This window comes from Nocardia noduli, assembly GCF_019038455.1.
Taxonomy (GTDB): domain Bacteria; phylum Actinomycetota; class Actinomycetes; order Mycobacteriales; family Mycobacteriaceae; genus Nocardia; species Nocardia noduli.
The window spans coordinates 1-18,134 of sequence record NZ_JAFMPL010000135.1 but is presented as its reverse complement, the minus strand read 5'-3'; the positions used below and the strand labels follow the sequence as shown (position 1 = coordinate 18,134).

Sequence of the window (18,134 nt, the reverse complement as noted above, 5' to 3'; positions counted from 1 at the left end):
CGTAGGTGGAGCAGGCGGTCAGGGCGGTGGCGGCGGCGAGGATGCCCGCACCGGCGACCACGGTGCGGCGGTCGAGATTGTCGGTCGTGCTGTTGTTCATGGGGGAGTTCCGATCAGAAGATGATGCCGTTGTTCTGGAAGAACCACAGCGCGGAGGTGAGCCAGATGCCGATGAGGCCGGTCAGGACCAGACCGCCCGCGAGGGGGAGCGCCCAGCCGGGCAGGCCCTTGCGGGTGAGCAGCAGCATCTTGGTGACGAAGGCGCCGTAGAAGAAGCAGCCGAGTAGCGAATGCCACAGCACGCGGGGCTCGTAATCCTGAAAACCCAACGCGTACAGGCAGTGCACCGCGACCGGCACGGTCGCCACGACGGCGAGTCGTCCCGACCAGACGTGCGCGGGCCCGAGCCAGCGGGGTGAGCCGATCCCGGGAATCTTGCCGTACATGGCCAGGGCCGAACCGAGTTGGAACACGGCCAGCGCCGCCGCCAGGGTGGCGAGCCAGGATTTCACCGCGGTCGGACTGGAGAAGCCCGCGACATTGATCGAGAAGAATCGCGGATCGTGCGCTTTGCCGTACACGCCGAGCGCGACCGCGACGGCCGCGCCGATCAGTACGGCCACCACGATGGCGAGTGCCGGTGTGGCGGAACGAGTTCCGGGTCCGGGCAGGGTGTTGTCAGCCGACATCGTCGCCACCGCTCACTTTGTTCGCCGTGATCTTCTTGCCGCCGACCAGCGCCGTCGCGTCCGATGCGAGGGCGGGTGCGGGGGAGGTGGTGCCGTCGGCGGCGCGCTGCACGCCGGTCACCGCACCGGAGGAGTCCACGATCCAGCTCTGCCGTACTCCGTTGTCGGAGTAGACGTAGAGCCCGGCGGGCGGGGTCACGGGTGCGGCGGTGTAATCCCACCGCTTACCCGCGACGCTGACACTGCCCCCGACCCCGGAACCGGTGGTGGCGCCGTCGAGTGTCGCGTCGTTCTTCCCGGTCAGCTGGAGGCGACCGTTCACCGCGCTGCCACGCAGCCAGGACTCGATCGACGCGCCGTCGCACAGGTAGGCGACCGCTCGATCGCCCTCGACGGTGATCTCCAGGGTGAGCGCGCCACCGGCGGCGGGCGCGATCTTGCCGACGTAATCCGCCTGCGCCGGGAACGCGCCCGGTGCGGGAGCGGCGCTCGTCGGCGGTGCGGCGGTAGCACTCGACGCCGGGGCGACGGTCGTGGTCGCCGCCGCGGGTGTCGCGGTCGGTTGCGCGGCCGTCGGTTCCGGTTCCTTGGACATATTGACGCTGAGCAGGATGAGGCCGAGGACGGCGACCACCCCGAGGGTGAGCCATGGCCCGAGACGTTTCATTGGATCTCCTCGATTGTCGGCCGATTCCGTACACGGCCGAGCGATCCCCGGACTCGACGCTGGCCGGTATCGCTGTTCAGACTGACAACGGGACAGCGCATCCGCAGGTTCAGATCGAATTTCGACCAACTCCGTTCGGCGTGTCGCCGTGTCGGCTCGGTAATTCGCGTGACGGGCTCCGGCCGAGCGCGCACGGCGATCCGATGCCGGGGTGCCCGTCGGAATCGGCAGGGATAGTGTCGTTTCGGTGACGACATCCCTCACGGCTGCCTATCGGGCGGCGTTGCCCGCCGAAACCGACTCGCTCGCCGAACTGATGCGGACCGCCGATCCCGCCACGCCGATTCCGGCCTGCCCCGGCTGGTCGCTCGCCAATCTGATGACCCACGTCGGTCGCGGCCATCGCTGGGCCGCCGCGATGATCACCGATCGCGCCACCGAACGCATCGACTTCCGCGCGGTCCCCGACGGCGCGATGCCCAAGGAACCCGACGCCGCCGCGAAGTGGCTGAGCGACAGTGCCCGGCTGGTTCTGGACGCGGTCGACCGGACCGGCGGTGATGTCGAGATCTGGACGCCGTTCGGCCCGCCGCGTCCGGCCGAGTGGTGGATCCGGCGTCGACTGCACGAGGCCACCGTCCACCGCGCGGACGCCCTGCTCGCCCTGGGCCGCGAGGTGACCTTGAGCCCCGAACTCGCCGCCGACGGCATCTCCGAATGGCTCGGTGTGCTCGAAACCGCCCTGGTCGGCAGTCCCGTTCCCGTCCTCCCCGACGGCGCGACGCTGCACCTGCACGCCACCGATCCCGGTCTCGACGCCGCGGGCGAGTGGACCGTCCGCGGGGCGGGAACCGGCATCGAATGGGATCACGGCCACGCCAAAGGCGCTGTCGCCCTTCGCGGCACCGCTGTCGCGCTGCTACTGGTGATCCTGCGGCGCATCCCCACCGACGATCCGGGTCTCGAAATCTACGGTGACACCGCCGTTTTCGACCGATGGTTGGACACGACCCCGTTCTGACCTATATGCGCCCACGGGAGGGCGTCCGGGCGGATTCGGTTCACGCCGAACCACAGCGCTTTTCATACTGCCCTGCGTCCGGCACGAATCGCCGAGGCTGCCTTGTCTGTCGTCGACGGATTCGATCGGCTGATTCGCTAGCGGGCACCACGTGGGCGCGGTGCTTCGCCGGGTGGCGAGCGAATCCGCCCGTTCCGTCTGCGATCGTCGACGGGACAGGTCAGGCGAGATGGGTTCCGTACCAGTCGATGACCCGACGCCACGCCTCGGCGGCGGCATCGGGCTGGTAGCGGGTACCCGTGTCGTTGAAGAAGGCGTGATCGGCATCGGGCGCGGTGAAGACGCGGTGCGGCAGGCCCGCGCGTTGCAGGGCCGCCTCGGCGGCGGGACGCGAGGCGTTGACCCGATCGTCCTGCGCGGCGTAGATCCCGAGCGTCGCGGCCCGCGTGCTCGCGAGGTCACCGTTGTCGGGGAAGGGGCCGTAGAACGGTGTGGCGGCGGCCAATCCCGGTGTGCCCGTGGCGAGCAGCAGCCAGGTCAGCCCGCCGCCGAAGCAGAATCCGGTGGCGCCGAGCTTCTTTCCCGGTGCGCGTCTGCCCAGTTCCTCCAGACCCGAGCGCAGATCGCCCAGCAGACGATCCTGCGGTGTGCCGGTCAGCGCGGCGGTCGCCGCGGCCGGATCGGTGAAGGTGGCGGTGCCGCCGTGGTCGGAGAGCAGATCGACGGCCAGCGCGCTGTACCCCGCACCCGCGAACCGGCCCGCCACCGAACGGTGGTGATCGGTGAGGCCGCGATTCTCGTGGATGACGAGCACCGCGCCCTTCGGTTGCGCCGCCGCTGCCCACGCGCCCTGGAGAGTCCGGCCGTCCTGGCCGGGATAGGTGATCGGTGTCGTCGGCAGCGCCGCGGCACTGCCGGGCGGTGCGGCGGTCGTGGTCGCGGCGGGAGCCGGTGCGGTGGCCGGTGTGTCGTCACCGGAGGAGCACGCGGCCAGCAGTGCGGTGGCCGCGCCCACGCCGAGGCCGAGTAGACCGAGTCGGCGCAATGCTTCGCGGCGGGGCAGCAATCCCTCGGCGTGGTCGGTGGCGATCTCTTCGGCGACATAGCGCTGCAATGGCTCCACGGGTCAACGGTAGATCGGATCCACCGTGCGCGCCGTGGCGTCGACCTCGCGGTTCACGGCAATTCTCGCGAAATTCACCGTGCCCGTGCCGTCCGGAACCACGGCGGCACGCTCAGCCACGACGGCCCATCCTGACCACCAGCTCGAAGATCGCCAGCACCGCCACCCCCGCGCAGGCGATCGCGATCCCGGAATGGTCGGCACCGCTGCCGTAGTGCACGGCGCACGCGATGATCACCACCGCGACGGTGGTGAGGAAGGCGCGTTTCCCGCCGACCGGGTGACCGACCGCCACGGCGACTACAGCGGTCGGTCGGTCGGGATATTGAGGAAACTCGGCGCGTTCGGATCCAGTAGCAGATGCTGGGGTTTCAGCTCGGAGGCATTGAGCAGCGGCCGGAAGGGCACGGCCTTGGGAGCGTTCGCGGCGAAGACGTCGACCCGCAGACGGTGGCCGGGGCGCAGTACCGCCTGGGTGGGGATGACGGCGATATCGAGTGCGACCGGTTCGCCGGGGACCACGGGCAGGTGACTCGCCGCGGTGATCGGGTTGAACGGCGCGGTGAGATCGCCGTTGGCCGAGCGGGTGCTCCTCGTCTCGTCGATCGCGCGCATCGACGCGGTCAGCTGGCCGGTGCTCAGCACGGTGGAGGTGCCGTCGGGCGCGACGTCGTTGACGGTCACACTCCAGTAGCCGTCGGTGGTGTCGTAGACGGTCGTGAGGTGGGCGTTGATCGGGCCCGAGATCACCGTGTCGGCGGTGACGGGGGCACTGGTGAAGGTGAGCGCGTCGGTCTCCGCGACCCGGGAATCCTTGGCGCACACGTCGAGTGCGGACGCGATACCCGCCGATCCCTGGGCCGCGTCGCGCGAACACGCGTTGGACAGTCCGGGTGCGACGGTCAGGGTGCGCGCGGCGGCGGGAGCGGTCACGGTGAGCGATCCGTCGTGCAGGCTGTCGATCGTGGTCGTGCTGGCGTCCGGCGACAGGTAGACGCGGCGGTGGGTGACGCCGGGCTGTGGGAATTCGGGCAGCGTGACCCAACTTCCGCCCTGCTCCCAGACCACCACCGGACCGAAGTCGTCGATACCGTTGTCGATTCCCTTGAGCCAGTGGTCCAGCCAGGCGCGTTGCAGCACGTCCAGCCGGGGCGGTGCGCCCGCGACGCCGGTGCCCGCGCCGGGATTGGCGTGGTAGGTGTTCCCGACGACGAGTTTCTTCATCGCACCACCGGCGGCCGGTGCGGTGGGCAGGGGAATCGCGTTGTAGATCGTGGTCGCGCTGTTGGCGAAGATGTCGTGCCAACCCCCGTAGACGAAGGTGGGCACCGTGATTCGCTCCGGCTGACCGAGAATGCCCTGCCGGAACGCGCTCGATTCGTCCAGCGCCGATTCCAGCTCGGGCTGCATCTCGTCCATGGCCGGTGTGGTCAGCGCCTGGACGAGCAGATCGTAATTGGTCAACGGGTCGGAGACGCGTTCGTCGAGCCATGCCCAGTCGAAGGTGCCGCGCAGCATCGACGACACGTCGGGCACCATCTTGGCGCGGTTGATCGAATTGAGCCACATCGGCAGGAAGGTGGCTCCGACACCGCCGCCCGGGGCGACCACGTCGCGCATGAGGTCGCTACCGGGAACGACGGGGAAGATGGCCTTCAGCGGTCGCGGCGCGTCCTCGGCGGCCCGGAGTTGGTTGATCCCCGCGTAGGAACCGCCGGTCATGCCGACATTTCCGTCCGACCAGCTCTGGCGCGCCGCCCACTCGATCACCTCGCGGGTATCGAGTTGTTCGCGTGCGCCGAGGGTGTCCCACGCGCCCTGAGAGAATCCGGTGCCGCGCACGTCGACGACGACGAGCGTGTAGCCACTGCGCACCAGCTTCCGGTCGACGCCGAGCACCGTCTGCACCGTGCCGCCGTCCAAGGCGTGCAGCAGATCACCGAAACCGCTGATGGGGGTGCCGGACAGATTGAACCGGTTCGCCAGGTCGACGGTGAGCGGTTGTAATCCTGGAACCGCCAGCGCCGAGTCGATGAGGTTGGCCATGAGTTTGGTGTAAGGCGTCATGGTGACCAGCGCGGGCATCGGCGTCTCCGGCGTGCGGCCCGCCGCGTCGACGGGCCGGTACACGTTCGCCTTGAGCACGACGCCGTCGTTCATGGTGATCGGCACGTCGGATTCGATGCGAATGTCGGGAAAGGGCTGCGGTCCGTCGTGCAGTGCGGTCCATTCCTCGACCGAGGAGATCAGCGCCGGTGCGGGCGCGCGTGTCGCGCCCATCGCCAGTCCGGCGGCGAGGACCACCGCGAGCGCCGTTCCCAGCACCACCCGAAAACTCTTGGCCGAACAACGTTTCGGAGCCACTCGCGTCCTCCACCTCAGCTGCCGCCGGTCACTGATACCTGTGACCATAGCAATCCGCTACCGATAAACCGTGGAACCGGATGCGCTGCGGTGTTGTCCGAGCCGGGGGAGCCTCAGCGACGGAAGACGCCGAGTCCTTCCTCGTCGAAATACTCCGCGGTCATGGTGTCGCCCGCGAAAGTCGCCCGGGAGATGGTGCCCGGCGGGGCGTTCTCGCCCAGCAACTCGAAGGTGAAGGTGTCGCCGTCCCAGTGCTTCAACGGGTAGGTCCGGTTCGCGGGGCCGAGCGTCAAGGTCAGCGTGCCCGCGTTGTCGGTGACGGTCGCCGGTCCCCAGTAGTCGTTGGCGTAGATTCCGACGTAGGACGCCAATGGCCGGGGCGGCGCGGGATTAGCCGGTGCCGGTGTGCCGACCAGATCGCCTTCGGGCCGATCCATTCCCGCGAAGGCGTCGCGGTACAGCGCGCGCCAGTCCTCGCGGACCTCGCCGTATTGCAGGATGTCGGCGAATTCGGCCGTCAACGTCTCGGGCACCCCGATCGGCGCGGCATTGGTCAGGGCCACGATCGCCACGTCGGCGGACGGTACGACCAGGAAATTCGTGGCCGCGCCGAGCGCGAAGGCCCCGGAATGGCCGTAGGTGACGCGCCCCGCCGAGGTGGTCGAGACGTTGTAGCCGAATCCGTAGAACCCCGCCCGCGCGTCGGGGGCGGTGGCCGGGGCGGAGATGATCTGCGGGGTGATCGCGGGCAATAGCGCCTGCGGCGGCGCGAGCAGCGTCGTCAGCCACCGGGTCATATCGTTCACCGAGGAACTCACACCACCCGCGGGTGACTGCGGGTCGGGATCGCGGACGGCCTGGGCGACCCAGCGGCCGTCGACCGACATATGTCCCACCGCCCGGTTCGGTCGCGCGACGAAATCGGCGAAGCGCGAACTCGTCGACGTCATGCCGAGCGGTGCGTACACGGTGTCGTCGGACAGTCGCGCCCAGTCCGTGCCCGCCGCCGTAGCGACGGCCTCGGCCGCGGCGGTCACACCGAAATTGGTGTACTGGTAGGTGATCCGGAACGGGTCCAGCGGTTCGAGCCGCAATTTCTCCAGCACCTGCCGACGGTCGAAGCCCATATCCTCGAGGCGGTCGCCCGCGTGCTCGGGCAGCCCGCTGCGGTGGGAGAACATATCGCCGACGGTGACGTTCGCCGTCACGTACGGATCGCCGAGTGCGAACCACGGCAATTTCGACACGATGGGGGTCTCCCACTCCACCGACCCGGTCCCCACCTGGTGCGCGACCACCGTCGCCGCCACGGATTTCGACACCGAGGCCAGCTGGAACACGGTGTCGGCGTCGACGCGTTCGGCACCGCCCGCCGCGCGCACACCGAACCCCTTGCTGTACACGGTCTTCCCGCCGTGGACGACGGCCACCGCCATCCCCGGGATGCCGGATTCGGTCATCAGCGATTCGACCAGTCCGTCCAGTCGACCCACGGCAACCTCGACGGCGTTGTCCGGCAGGGCCAGCCCGACCACCCGATTGGGTGGCACCTGTCCGGTGGTCGTGGTGGCGGGAGCGGTGGTGGTGGTGGTGGCGTCGTCGGCGGGCGACGCACAGCCCGCTGCCAGGGCGAACAAGGAGATCATGGCTACCGCGCGGAGGCGTCGCGTCATGGCGCAACGGTAGTCCGTACCGGGCCGCGCGAGGAGGTATCGGCGGTCCCGCGCCGTCTACAGCAATGTTGTCGTTACATTTCGTCGGCGGTCGGCGAGGTTCCGCGAGGTGTCAGGTGCGCAGGTCTCGGTCCGCGGCGGTGAGCACCCTGCGGAAGACGTACGAGATCACCGGCTTCACCACTATCCGGGTGACGACGCCCGCGCCGAAGGGCAGTCGCACCTCGGCCACGGTGGTCCATACCACCGACGTGCCACCGTCGACCTCGGTGAAGGTGAGTTTTCCGCCCTCGTGGCGCGAGGGTGGAAAACTGCGCTCGACCAGGTACTCGAATTCGTGTGGCGGTCGATACGCGGTGATGCGTTCGCGGAACCGTCCGATGACCCAGGTCAGCACGCGGACCGCGCCCTCGCCGTAGGGCGCGTCCGTGCCGGGCCGCACCAACCGCTCCCGCAGCACGATCGGTGCCCGCGTGTAATTGCTTGCGACGGATAGCCATTCGAAGACCCGGTCGATCGGAGCGTCGATCACGCGTTCGACAGTGATGGTTTCCATACGAGAACTCCCGACTCGTCTACTATGATCGATAGTAGTCCTTCGGTGGGGCGTGGGAGTACTGATCGCGCGGACCCGGCCCCCTCATCGTCGCCGGGTCCGCGCGACGGATCACCCGCGGGCGATGGATTCGAAGACGGTGGGGTCGACGAGGGTGGAGGTGTCGCCGAGTTGGCGTCCTTCGGCGACGTCGCGGAGGAGTCGGCGCATGATTTTGCCGCTGCGGGTTTTGGGGAGTTCGGGGACGATGTGGATGTCGCGTGGTCGGGCGATGGGGCTGATCTGTGTGGAGACTTGGGCTTTGAGTTCGGTGATGAGTGCTTGGCCGGTATCGGTGGCGTCGGCGGTGAGGATGACGAAGGCGACGATGCCTTGTCCGGTGGTGGGGTCGGTGGCGCCGACGACGGCGGCTTCGGCGACGGCGGGGTGTGCGACGAGGGCGGATTCGACTTCGGCGGTGGAGATGCGGTGTCCGGAGATGTTCATGACGTCGTCGACGCGGCCGAGGATCCACAGGTCGCCGTCGGTGTCGAGTTTGGCGCCGTCACCGGCGAAGTACCAGCCTTGGTCGGCGTAGCGGGTCCAGTAGGTTTCGCGGTAACGGTCCATGTCGCCCCAGATACCGCGCAGCATCGATGGCCACGGCTGGTCCAGTACCAGGTAGCCGTTGGCTTCGGTTTCGCCGTGTCGGACCGGTGTGCCTTCTTCGTCCACCACCTGGGCCGAGATACCGGGCAGCGGTGTCATGGCCGCGCCGGGTTTGGTGGCGGTCACCCCGGGGAGGGGGGAGATCATGATGGCGCCGGTTTCGGTCTGCCACCAGGTGTCCACGATGGGGGTTGTGCCGGCGCCGATGACGTCGCGGTACCAGCGCCAGGCTTCGGGGTTGATGGGTTCGCCGACCGAACCGAGCAGGCGCAGGCTGGTCAGATCGTGGGTGTCGGGGATCTGGCGTCCCCATTTCATGAAGGTGCGGATGAGAGTGGGAGCGGTGTAGTAGAGCGTGACACCGTATTTCTCGATGATCTGGAAGTGGCGGTGTTCGTCGGGGAAATTCGGGGTGCCTTCGTAGACGACCTGTGTGACGCGGTTGGACAGTGGTCCGTAGACGATGTAGGAGTGTCCGGTGATCCAGCCGATGTCGGCTGTGCACCAGTAGATGTCGGTGTCGGGTTTGTGGTCGAAGACGGTGTGGTGGGTGTAGCTGGTTTGGGTGAGGTAGCCGCCGCTGGTGTGGAGGATGCCTTTGGGTTTTCCGGTGGTGCCGGAGGTGTAGAGGATGAACAGGGGGTGTTCGGCGTCGAAGGGTTGGGCTTGGTGGGTGGGTGAGGCGTGGGCGATGGTGTCGTGCCACCACAGGTCGCGGTTTTCGGTCCAGGGGACCTCGATGCCGGTGCGGCGAACCACGAGGACGTGTTCGACGGTGTGGGGTGCGTCGTCGGTGGTGAGTGCTTGGTCGACGGCGTCCTTGAGGGGGGCGGGGGTGCCGCGTCGCCATTGTCCGTCGGTGGTGATGACGAGTCGGGCTTGTGCGTCGTCGATGCGTTGGCGTAGTGCGGTGGGGGAGAATCCGGCGAAGACGACCGAGTGGGTCAGGCCGAGGCGGGCGCAGGCCAGGATGGCGATGATGGCTTCGGGGATCATGGGCATGTAGATGGCGACGCGGTCGCCCGCGACCAGGCCCAATTGGGTGAGGTAGTTGGCTGCCCGGGAGACTTCGGCGAGCAGTTCGGCGTAGGTGAGGGCGCGGGTGTCGCCGGGTTCGCCTTCGAAGTGGATGGCGACCTGGTCGCCGTGTCCGTCGATGACGTGGCGGTCGAGGCAGTTGTAGGCGACGTTGAGTTGCCCGCCGCCGAACCAGGTGGCGACCGGGGCGTCGGTCCAGTCCAGGACTTGGGTGAAGGGTTGGTGCCAGTGCAGGCGCTGGGCTTGCTCGGCCCAGAATCCTTCGCGGTCGGCCGCGGCTCGTTCATACAACGAGACATCGGCATTCGCCGCGGCGGCGAACTCCGTGGTCGGTGGGTACGAGTCGTTGTGATCGGCGTTCGTTTCGGTCATCTCGCCTCTTCTTTCCACGTAACCTGGGCGCACTGTTCGACGCGGCCGGTTCGACAGTAGTCAACGGCCGACGCCGCCGGGCCGGGTGTGTCCACCGGGTTTCGGAACTGTCTCGTTCGCCGGAATCGACGTCGCCCGACGGTCCCGCCCACCACCTCGGACGACGGCGAACCTTCGGCCGATCGGCGATCTTTCCCTGTTTCTCTCATGTTGCCGCATTGGTAACAAGCACACCGAACCTTGCTCGATCCGGTGACAGCGCCGCCACCGATGGCTAATCTCCGAAACGTTCCTGGTGGATCGGATCGGGCACACCATGGTCCTCGCGTGCCCGCCGAACCGCTCGATGCCGAATTCGGGAGAACGCGTTGAGATTCCACAGAGTTACCGCGTTGACCGCGGCGCTGGTACTGGCCTCTGGCCTCGGACTGTCCGCGTGTTCCTCCAGCGACACCGCCGATCCCGCCATCGTCACCACCAACGGCGGTGAGCCGCAGAATCCGCTGGTACCAACCAATACCAACGAGAATTACGGCGGGCGGGTCGTCGACAGATTGTTCGCGGGTCTGAAGTACTACGACAACAAGGGTGTCGCCCACGACGAGATGGCCGAATCCATCACGACGACAGATCGCAAGAACTATCGCATCGTCCTGCAACCGGACTGGAAGTTCACCGACGGCACCCCGGTCACGGCGAAGTCCTTCGTCGATGCCTGGAACTACGGGGCGCTCGGCGCCAACGCGCAGTTACAGAGTTACGTCTTCACCCCGATCGCCGGATTCGACGAAGTGTCGGCGGAAAAGCCGACGGCACAGACGATGTCGGGCCTGAAGGTCGTCGACGATCGTACGTTCACCGTGGAGTTGAAGCAGCCGTCCATCGACTTCGAGACCGAACTCGGCTACGCGCCGTTCTATCCGCTGCCCGAATCCGCGTTCGCCGATATGCGGGCCTTCGGCGAGAACCCGATCGGCAACGGGCCGTACAAGTTCGCGAATACCGGCGCGTGGGAGCACAACGTCAAGATCGACCTCGTGCCGAATCCGGACTATCGCGGCGGCCGCCCGGCCAAGAACAAGGGTCTGCGTTTCGTCATGTACCAGTCCTTCGACACCGCGTACTCCGATCTGCAAGCGGGCAATCTCGACACCCTCGACACCATTCCCGACAGCGCGCTGACCACCTACGAAGCCGATCTCGGCGACCGCGCCATCACCAAGCCCACCGCGCAGAATCAACACATCGGGGTCCAGGCCGCTGTGCCGCATTTCAGCGGCGAGGAGGGTTTGCTTCGCCGCCGGGCGATTTCGATGGCGATCAACCGGGAACAGATCTGCGAGACCATCTTCAACGGAACCAGGCTGCCCGCCCGTGATTACACCGCGAGCACCCTGCCCGGATTCGACGGCAATCTGCCCGGTTCGGAAGTGCTGAAATACAACCCGACCGAGGCCAAGCGGTTGTGGGCGCAGGCCGACGCGATCGCGCCGTGGACCGGCCGCTACGAGATCGCCTACAACTCCGACGGCGGTCATCAGGCCTGGATCGAGGCCGTGGCCAACAGTGTGAAGAACACCCTCGGCATCGACGCGGTCGGCACGCCGTATCCGACGTTCAAGAACATCCGCGATCTCGTGAACGCCGGAACGATCGGTAAATCGTTCCGGTACGGCTGGCAGGGCGATTACCCGACCATGCTGCAATTCTTGACCTCGCAGTACTACAGCTTCTCCGATACGAACAACGTCGACTACAAGAATCCCGAATTCGACCGACTGCTGGACGCCGCGCTCGCCGCGCCGACCCAGGAGGAGTCCTACCGGATCGTGGCACAGGCCCAAGCCCTGTTGATCAGGGATATGGCCGATATCCCGATATTCGACTACGTCGCGGCCGCCGGGCACTCGGACCGGGTGACCAAGGCCGAATTGGCGTGGAACGGCCTGTTCGACTTCGAGAATATCGAGAAGTAGCCGCCAGGCACGGCCGTGCCGCCACCTCCGGCGGCACGGCCGCGCCGTTCACCCAGGAGACGATATGGCCTGGTACATCGTGCGGCGTCTACTCCAGATGATCCCGGTTTTCCTCGGGGCGACGTTGCTCGTCTACGCGATGGTTTTCCTTGTTCCCGGTGACCCGATCCAGGCGCTCGCGGGAGATAAACCGATGACCCCCGCGGTGGAAGCCCAACTCCGGGCGCGGTACCACCTGGACGAGCCGTTCTTCGTGCAGTACCTGCTCTACCTGAAGGGGATCGTCACCCTCGATTTCGGCACCGCGTTCTCCGGCAGGCCGGTGCGTGACGAACTCGCCCGCGCCTTCCCGGTCACGATCAAACTCGCGTTGATGGCGGTGCTGATCGAAGGCGTGTTCGGCGTGATCTTCGGCCTGATCGCGGGCCTGCGCAAAGGCAGGCTGTTCGATTCGACCATGCTGGTGGTCAGCCTGATCATCATCGCGGTGCCGATTTTCGTCACCGGATTCCTCGCCCAATTCCTGCTCGGCGTGAAATGGGGAATCGCTCCGGTGACCGTCACCGGGCACGCGAGTTTCGGGGAACTGCTCGTTCCCGCGCTCGTCCTCGGGTCGCTGTCGTTCGCGTACGTGCTTCGGCTGACGCGCAACTCGGTGGCGGAGAACATGTCCGCCGACTATGTCCGCACCGCCACCGCGAAGGGACTGGGCAGACCGCGCGTGGTCACCGTGCACATCCTGCGCAATTCCTTGATTCCGGTAATCACCTTTCTCGGCGCCGACCTCGGCGCGCTGATCGGCGGGGCCGTGGTCACCGAGGGCATCTTCAATATTCCCGGTGTCGGCGGCACGCTGTACCAGGCGATCACGCGCGGTGAGCCGCCGACCGTCGTCTCCTTCGTGACGGTGCTGATCGTCGTCTTCCTGATCGCGAATCTGGTCGTCGATCTGCTGTACGCCGCGCTCGACCCGAGGATCCGCTATGCCTGATCCGGGTAAGAATTCAACGGAGAAATCCGGGCCGCGCCAGCCGTATTTCCTCGCCGCGCCCGACGAGGTGGAAGTACTCGCCACCGATCGGGTGGAGGAATCGGGCGCGCCGCGCGGCATTCTCAGCGACGCCTGGCGTCAATTGCGGCGCAATCCGATCTTCCTCGTCGCCGCGGTGATGATCGTGGTCGTCGTGCTCATGGTGGTGTGGCCCGGACTGTTCACCGACCAGGATCCGCGCTACTGCCACGGCGATTTCAGCATGGATCCGCGTGGACCCGGTCATCCCTTCGGGTTCGACAAACAGGGGTGCGACGTCTTCGCGCGGACCATTCACGGTGCCCGCGCATCGGTGTTGACCGGATTGGGCGCCACCGCGATGTTCCTTCTCATCGGCGGAACACTCGGCGCGCTGGCCGGTTTCTACGGCGGCCTGCTCGATTCGGTCGTCTCGCGTATCGCGGAGATCTTCTTCGCCATCCCGCTCATGCTGGCGGCGATCGTGATCATGCAATTGCTCGACCAGCGCACCATCTGGACCGTCATCGTGATTCTGGCCGTGTTCACCTGGCCGCAGGCCGCTCGCATCACGCGCAGCGCCGTCATCGAGTCGAAGAACAGCGAGTACGTCACCGCGGCGAAAGCATTGGGTGTCTCGCGAATACGCGTATTGATACGTCACGTGCTGCCGAATTCGGCCGGACCGCTGATCGTGGTCACCACGATCTGGCTCGGGGTCTTCATCGTGACCGAGGCTACGCTGTCCTACCTCGGCGTCGGACTGCCGCGCACCGTCGTCTCCTGGGGTTCGGATATCGACACCAACCAGCAACAACTGCGTGGCGGTTCGCCGATCCTGTTCTATCCCGCGACGGCACTGGCGCTGACCGTGCTGAGTTTCATCCTGCTCGGCGACGCCCTGCGTGACGCGCTCGATCCGAAGGCGAGGAAACGATGACCGGGGAGATATCCGACCGCCCCCTGCTCGAGATCGACGACCTCACCGTCTGTTTCACCTCGGAGGGACAACAGGTTCCCGCCGTGCGCGGGGTGAGTCTCTCGGTCTATCCCGGCCAGACCGTCGCGATCGTCGGCGAATCGGGTTCGGGCAAGACGACCACCGCGCACAGCGTCATCGACCTGCTGCCAGGCACGGGCCGGGTGACCTCGGGTTCCATCGTCTTCGACGGCAAAGTCCTGACCGGGGCGTCGAAGAAGGACATCGTCGCGGTGCGAGGCAGGGGCATCGGGCTCGTGCCGCAGGATCCGATGTCGAATCTGAATCCGGTGTGGAAAGTCGGCTTCCAGATCCGGGAGACATTGGAAGCCAATGGGATCGCGAAAGGTAAGGCGGCCGCGCGGCGTGCCGTCGAACTGCTCGAGGAAGCGGGAATGCCCGACGCCCAGCGCCGCGTCAACCAGTATCCGCACGAATTCTCCGGCGGGATGCGTCAGCGCGCGCTGATCGCGATGGGGTTGGCGTGCAGGCCCAAACTGTTGATCGCCGACGAACCGACGTCCGCGCTCGACGTCACCGTGCAACGTCAGATCCTCGACCATCTCGCCGCGATGACCACCGAACTCGGCACCGCCGTGCTGCTCATCACCCACGACCTCGGACTCGCCGCCGAACGCGCCGAACACCTCGTGGTGATGTATCGGGGCAAGGTGGTGGAATCCGGTCCGGCGCTGCGTATTCTGCGCGACCCCCGACATCTCTACACCAAGCGACTCGTCGCTTCGGCGCCCTCGCTGGCCTCGCAGCGACTGTCCTCGGTACGTGAGCGCATAGCGGTGCGTGAACAGGCGGTTCGAGTCGCCGAGGACGCGGGCGGTGACGCCCCCACCGATGTGGTGGTCGCGCGGAATCTGACCAAGGAGTTCGCGATCCGGGGCGCGCGACCATGGTCGTCGACCGTGTTCAGGGCGGTCGACGATGTCGGATTCCGGCTGAAGCGCGGCACGACCACCGCGATAGTGGGCGAATCCGGTTCGGGCAAGTCGACGCTGGCGCAGATGGTCCTCGGCCTGCTCGAGCCGACCTCGGGCTCGGTGACCTTCGACGGTCAGCAGATCGCGACACTGGATCGCAAGGGCGCCTTCGCCTTCCGTCGCCGGGTGCAGCCGATTTTCCAGGACCCGTACGGTTCCCTCGATCCCATGTACTCGATCTTCCGCACGATCGAGGAACCGCTGCGCACCCATCGGATCGGCACGGCGAGGGAACGTGAGACCGCGGTGCGCGATCTGCTCGACAAGGTGTCGCTGCCGCATTCGGTGATGCGTCGCTACCCGAACGAACTGTCGGGCGGTCAGCGGCAGCGGGTGGCGGTGGCGCGCGCGCTCGCGCTTTCCCCCGAGGTCGTGGTCTGCGACGAGGCGGTCTCGGCACTGGATGTCCTGGTTCAGGCGCAGATCCTGAAATTGCTCAACGACCTGCAAGCCGAACTCGGGCTGTCGTACCTGTTCATCAGCCACGACCTGGCCGTTGTCCGCCAGATCGCGGACGAGGTGCTGGTCATGCGGGCGGGCCGGGTGGTGGAGTCCGCTCCCACGAGCGAGGTGTTCGACAGTCCGAAAGAGGAGTACACGCGGCGGCTGCTGGAGGCCATACCCGGGCGTGACCTGTTGACGGGGTGAATCGGGCGACGGCTAGCCTCGTATTCCGTGACCGATCCGCTACAGCCCTTGGTCGACCTGCCCGGCGTCCGCGATGCCGCCGACCGTGCCCGTGACGCGCTCGCCGCGGTGCACAGGCACAAATCGAATCGGCGCGGCTGGGCGACCACCGCCGCCGAAGCCGCGGTGCGGGCCGCGCGTTCGTCCTCGGCCGTCGACGGTGGCAGTACCGAACTCCGCCCCGACGGTCACGTCGATGATCCGATCCTGGCCGGGGCACTCCGGGTGGGACAGGCCCTCGACGGCGACGCGCTGCGCAACCTGGTCGGCGTCTGGCAACGTGCGCCGCTACAGGCGCTGGCACGACTGCATCTGCTCGCCGCCGCCGATATGGTCGAGGACGAGACGCTGCTCGGCCGTCCGCGTGCCGACCGGGGGATTTCCGAGCGCCTGGATCTGCTCGCGCAGACCGTCCTGGGCTCCACCGCGCCCGCCCCCGTCATCGCGGCGGTGGTGCACGGCGAACTGCTCACGCTCCGTCCCTTCGGCAGCGCCGACGGTGTCGTCGCGCGCGCCGCGTCGCGGCTGGTCGCCGTGTCGAGTGGGCTGGACCCGCACGGCCTCGGTGTGCCCGAGGTGTTCTGGTTGCGGCGACGGCAGGCCTACCTCGACGCGGCCGCCGGATTCGCCACGGGAACCCCGGACGCGGTGGGAGGCTGGACGATCCTGTGCTGCGGGGCGCTGGAGGACGGCGCGCGAGAGGCTACCTCGATCGCGGATTCGGCCGCCGGATGAGTTCCGCGCGATGATCGCGCGGGGAATGCCCCGAGGGAGTGCGGACATCGAAGCGGGCGGCGTAGTCGACGACGACCTCACCGCCCGCTAGCACGGACTACCCGGTTACCAGGCGTGCTCGGTGGGTTGTGTTCTGCGGCCTCGGCGATGCTCCGGACTTCGTCGGTTAATCCCCGCAACCTGTGCGAGGCTCTCGCCGCCGGAATCCGAATCTCGCAGGCCCACAACGCTTCTGCCCTTGTAGCGGCGTGCTCCGCGTGGGTGCCTGGTGTCCGTGCTGGGAAGTACGATCGGGAGACTCGACCTTCTCTTCCGGTCCAGCCTTGGCCTTTCGCCCTCCGTAGCTACCTTTCTACACTGTGACGGGTCTCACTTCAAGGCTTCGTCAAGCATTGAATATCCGGGGTGTCACCCGGCGTTTCGTGGTCGGATCGCCCGTCCGGCCTGCCCTGGTCGCCCCGCGGGGACCGTTGGGTTTCAGCGCCGCCCGCGCAGGATCCGGTAGGTGATCGCGCCCGCGACTATCGCGCTGAGGCCGACCGCGGCGGTCGCGGCGACCGTGGTCGAGGAGGGAGTCTGGAACCTCGCCCACAGCGAGACCGGATTGGAGAAGGTCAGAATCGGCCAGCCCCGCGCCGTCGCCTCGCGTCGCAGCGCGCGGTCCGGATTCACCGCCGTGGGGTGGCCGACCGCGCTCAACATGGGGATATCGGTGACCGAATCGGAGTACGCGTAGCACTGGGCGAGATCGTAACCCTCAGTGGCCGCGAGCTTTTCGATCGCGGTCACCTTGCCCTCGCCGTAACAGTAGAACTCCAGTTCGCCGGTGTACGCGCCGTTCTCCACCACCATCCGGGTCGCCGCGGTGTGCGACGCGCCGAGCACTTCGGCGATCGGACCGACGATCTCCTCGCCGGAGGCCGAGACGATGACGACATCGTGGCCCCGGATCTTGTGGTCGGCAATGAGATCGGCGGCCTCGGCGTAGACGAGCGGGTCCACGAGCTCGTGCAACGTCTCGGCCACAATGGATTTCACCTGTTCGACGTCCCAGCCCGCGCACATATCGGTCAGGTGGGCGCGCATCCGCTCCATCTGATCGTGGTCGGCGCCGGAGAGCAGGAACAGGAAATGCGCGTAGCTGCTTTCCAATACGGCGCGGCGGTTGAGCAGTCCCTGTGCGAAGAACGGCTTGCTGAACACGAAGGTGCTCGACTTCGCGATCACCGTCTTGTCCAGGTCGAAGAACGCGGCGACCCGCGCAGCGGTCGGTTCGTCCGGAGACGCCGTGAACGGCGCGGTCCGGTCCGGAACCGATCTGTGCTCGCCCTGGCCCGTCACTCGTACAGGATAGGTGCTCGTGTCGGGCGCGCACGTCCGGACGCTGCCCGGGCGCTCTCGCCGGCCGAATCGTATGCCGCGCGACCCCTTGTTCGCGGGCCGGGAAGCCGGACGCCGGAGGTTTGCCGGAGGCCTGCCGGGCCGGTGGGTACGACAAAGTTCTCCCGCGTCAGACTTGCGTTCTGGGCGGGACTTGGGTGTAGTATTGCTGGCACCTGGACATAGTCCAGGCGCGTTCAGCCCGACCCCCCGGGGCTGAAC

15 protein-coding genes are annotated in these 18,134 nt (G+C 67.1%); 6 read left to right on the top strand and 9 right to left on the bottom strand.

Features of this window, described 5'->3' with window-relative positions; all coding sequences use genetic code 11:
• Positions 1-113 precede the first annotated feature (113 nt).
• Positions 114-689, bottom strand: coding sequence for a DUF6529 family protein (locus JZ792_RS37390; protein ID WP_216917620.1), 576 nt, complete (start codon positions 687-689; stop codon positions 114-116).
• Positions 679-1,356: a hypothetical protein gene (locus JZ792_RS37385; RefSeq protein ID WP_216917619.1), complete on the bottom strand. Its 678-nt coding sequence runs from the start codon at positions 1,354-1,356 to the stop codon at positions 679-681. The genes JZ792_RS37390 and JZ792_RS37385 overlap by 11 nt, the downstream gene beginning before the upstream one ends.
• 247 nt (positions 1,357-1,603) lie before the next feature.
• On the opposite strand from JZ792_RS37385, the gene JZ792_RS37380 reads away from it, so the two are divergent.
• Positions 1,604-2,377: a maleylpyruvate isomerase family mycothiol-dependent enzyme gene (locus JZ792_RS37380; RefSeq protein ID WP_308165608.1), complete on the top strand. Its 774-nt coding sequence runs from the start codon at positions 1,604-1,606 to the stop codon at positions 2,375-2,377.
• Between the two features lie 220 nt (positions 2,378-2,597).
• Here JZ792_RS37380 and JZ792_RS37375 read toward each other — a convergent pair whose 3' ends face one another.
• The 6 genes from JZ792_RS37375 to acs all read right to left on the bottom strand — a co-directional run bounded on the left by JZ792_RS37375 (position 2,598) and on the right by acs (position 10,151).
• Positions 2,598-3,500, bottom strand: coding sequence for a dienelactone hydrolase family protein (locus tag JZ792_RS37375; protein WP_216917618.1), 903 nt, complete (start codon positions 3,498-3,500; stop codon positions 2,598-2,600).
• A gap of 112 nt (positions 3,501-3,612) precedes the next feature.
• Positions 3,613-3,795: a hypothetical protein gene (locus tag JZ792_RS37370; protein WP_216917617.1), complete on the bottom strand. Its 183-nt coding sequence runs from the start codon at positions 3,793-3,795 to the stop codon at positions 3,613-3,615.
• Positions 3,796-3,800: 5 nt separating this feature from the next.
• Complete coding sequence (locus JZ792_RS37365; protein ID WP_216917622.1) at positions 3,801-5,780, bottom strand: CocE/NonD family hydrolase; 1,980 nt, start codon at positions 5,778-5,780, stop codon at positions 3,801-3,803.
• 197 nt (positions 5,781-5,977) lie between these two features.
• Complete coding sequence (locus JZ792_RS37360; RefSeq protein WP_216917616.1) at positions 5,978-7,537, bottom strand: serine hydrolase; 1,560 nt, start codon at positions 7,535-7,537, stop codon at positions 5,978-5,980.
• A 112-nt stretch (positions 7,538-7,649) separates the two neighbouring features.
• Positions 7,650-8,093 carry an SRPBCC family protein gene (locus tag JZ792_RS37355; protein WP_216917615.1) on the bottom strand — a complete coding sequence of 148 codons (444 nt, stop codon included), beginning with the start codon at positions 8,091-8,093 and terminating at the stop codon, positions 7,650-7,652.
• Between the two features lie 111 nt (positions 8,094-8,204).
• Positions 8,205-10,151, bottom strand: a complete 1,947-nt coding sequence (gene acs / locus JZ792_RS37350; protein ID WP_216917614.1) for an acetate--CoA ligase — start codon at positions 10,149-10,151, stop codon at positions 8,205-8,207.
• 368 nt (positions 10,152-10,519) lie between these two features.
• Here acs and JZ792_RS37345 point away from each other — a divergent pair, with 368 nt between their 5' ends.
• The 5 genes from JZ792_RS37345 (at position 10,520) to JZ792_RS37325 (ending at position 16,532) form a co-directional block, all read left to right on the top strand.
• The gene (locus JZ792_RS37345; RefSeq protein ID WP_254190870.1) at positions 10,520-12,127 is read left to right on the top strand and encodes a peptide ABC transporter substrate-binding protein; all 1,608 of its coding nucleotides are present in this window, start codon (positions 10,520-10,522) and stop codon (positions 12,125-12,127) included.
• Positions 12,128-12,191: 64 nt separating this feature from the next.
• A complete protein-coding gene (locus tag JZ792_RS37340; protein WP_216917613.1) occupies positions 12,192-13,118 on the top strand; it encodes an ABC transporter permease in 927 nt (308 codons plus the stop codon).
• Positions 13,111-14,076 carry an ABC transporter permease gene (locus JZ792_RS37335; RefSeq protein ID WP_216917612.1) on the top strand — a complete coding sequence of 322 codons (966 nt, stop codon included), beginning with the start codon at positions 13,111-13,113 and terminating at the stop codon, positions 14,074-14,076. Before JZ792_RS37340 ends, JZ792_RS37335 begins: the two co-directional genes overlap by 8 nt.
• Complete coding sequence (locus JZ792_RS37330; RefSeq protein WP_216917611.1) at positions 14,073-15,758, top strand: dipeptide ABC transporter ATP-binding protein; 1,686 nt, start codon at positions 14,073-14,075, stop codon at positions 15,756-15,758. The genes JZ792_RS37335 and JZ792_RS37330 overlap by 4 nt, the downstream gene beginning before the upstream one ends.
• Before the next feature lie 27 nt (positions 15,759-15,785).
• Positions 15,786-16,532: a Fic family protein gene (locus JZ792_RS37325; protein ID WP_216917610.1), complete on the top strand. Its 747-nt coding sequence runs from the start codon at positions 15,786-15,788 to the stop codon at positions 16,530-16,532.
• 477 nt (positions 16,533-17,009) lie between these two features.
• Here the strand turns inward: JZ792_RS37325 and JZ792_RS37320 are convergent, their stop codons facing one another.
• Positions 17,010-17,873, bottom strand: a complete 864-nt coding sequence (locus JZ792_RS37320; RefSeq protein ID WP_216917609.1) for an HAD-IB family hydrolase — start codon at positions 17,871-17,873, stop codon at positions 17,010-17,012.
• Positions 17,874-18,134: the final 261 nt, after the last annotated feature.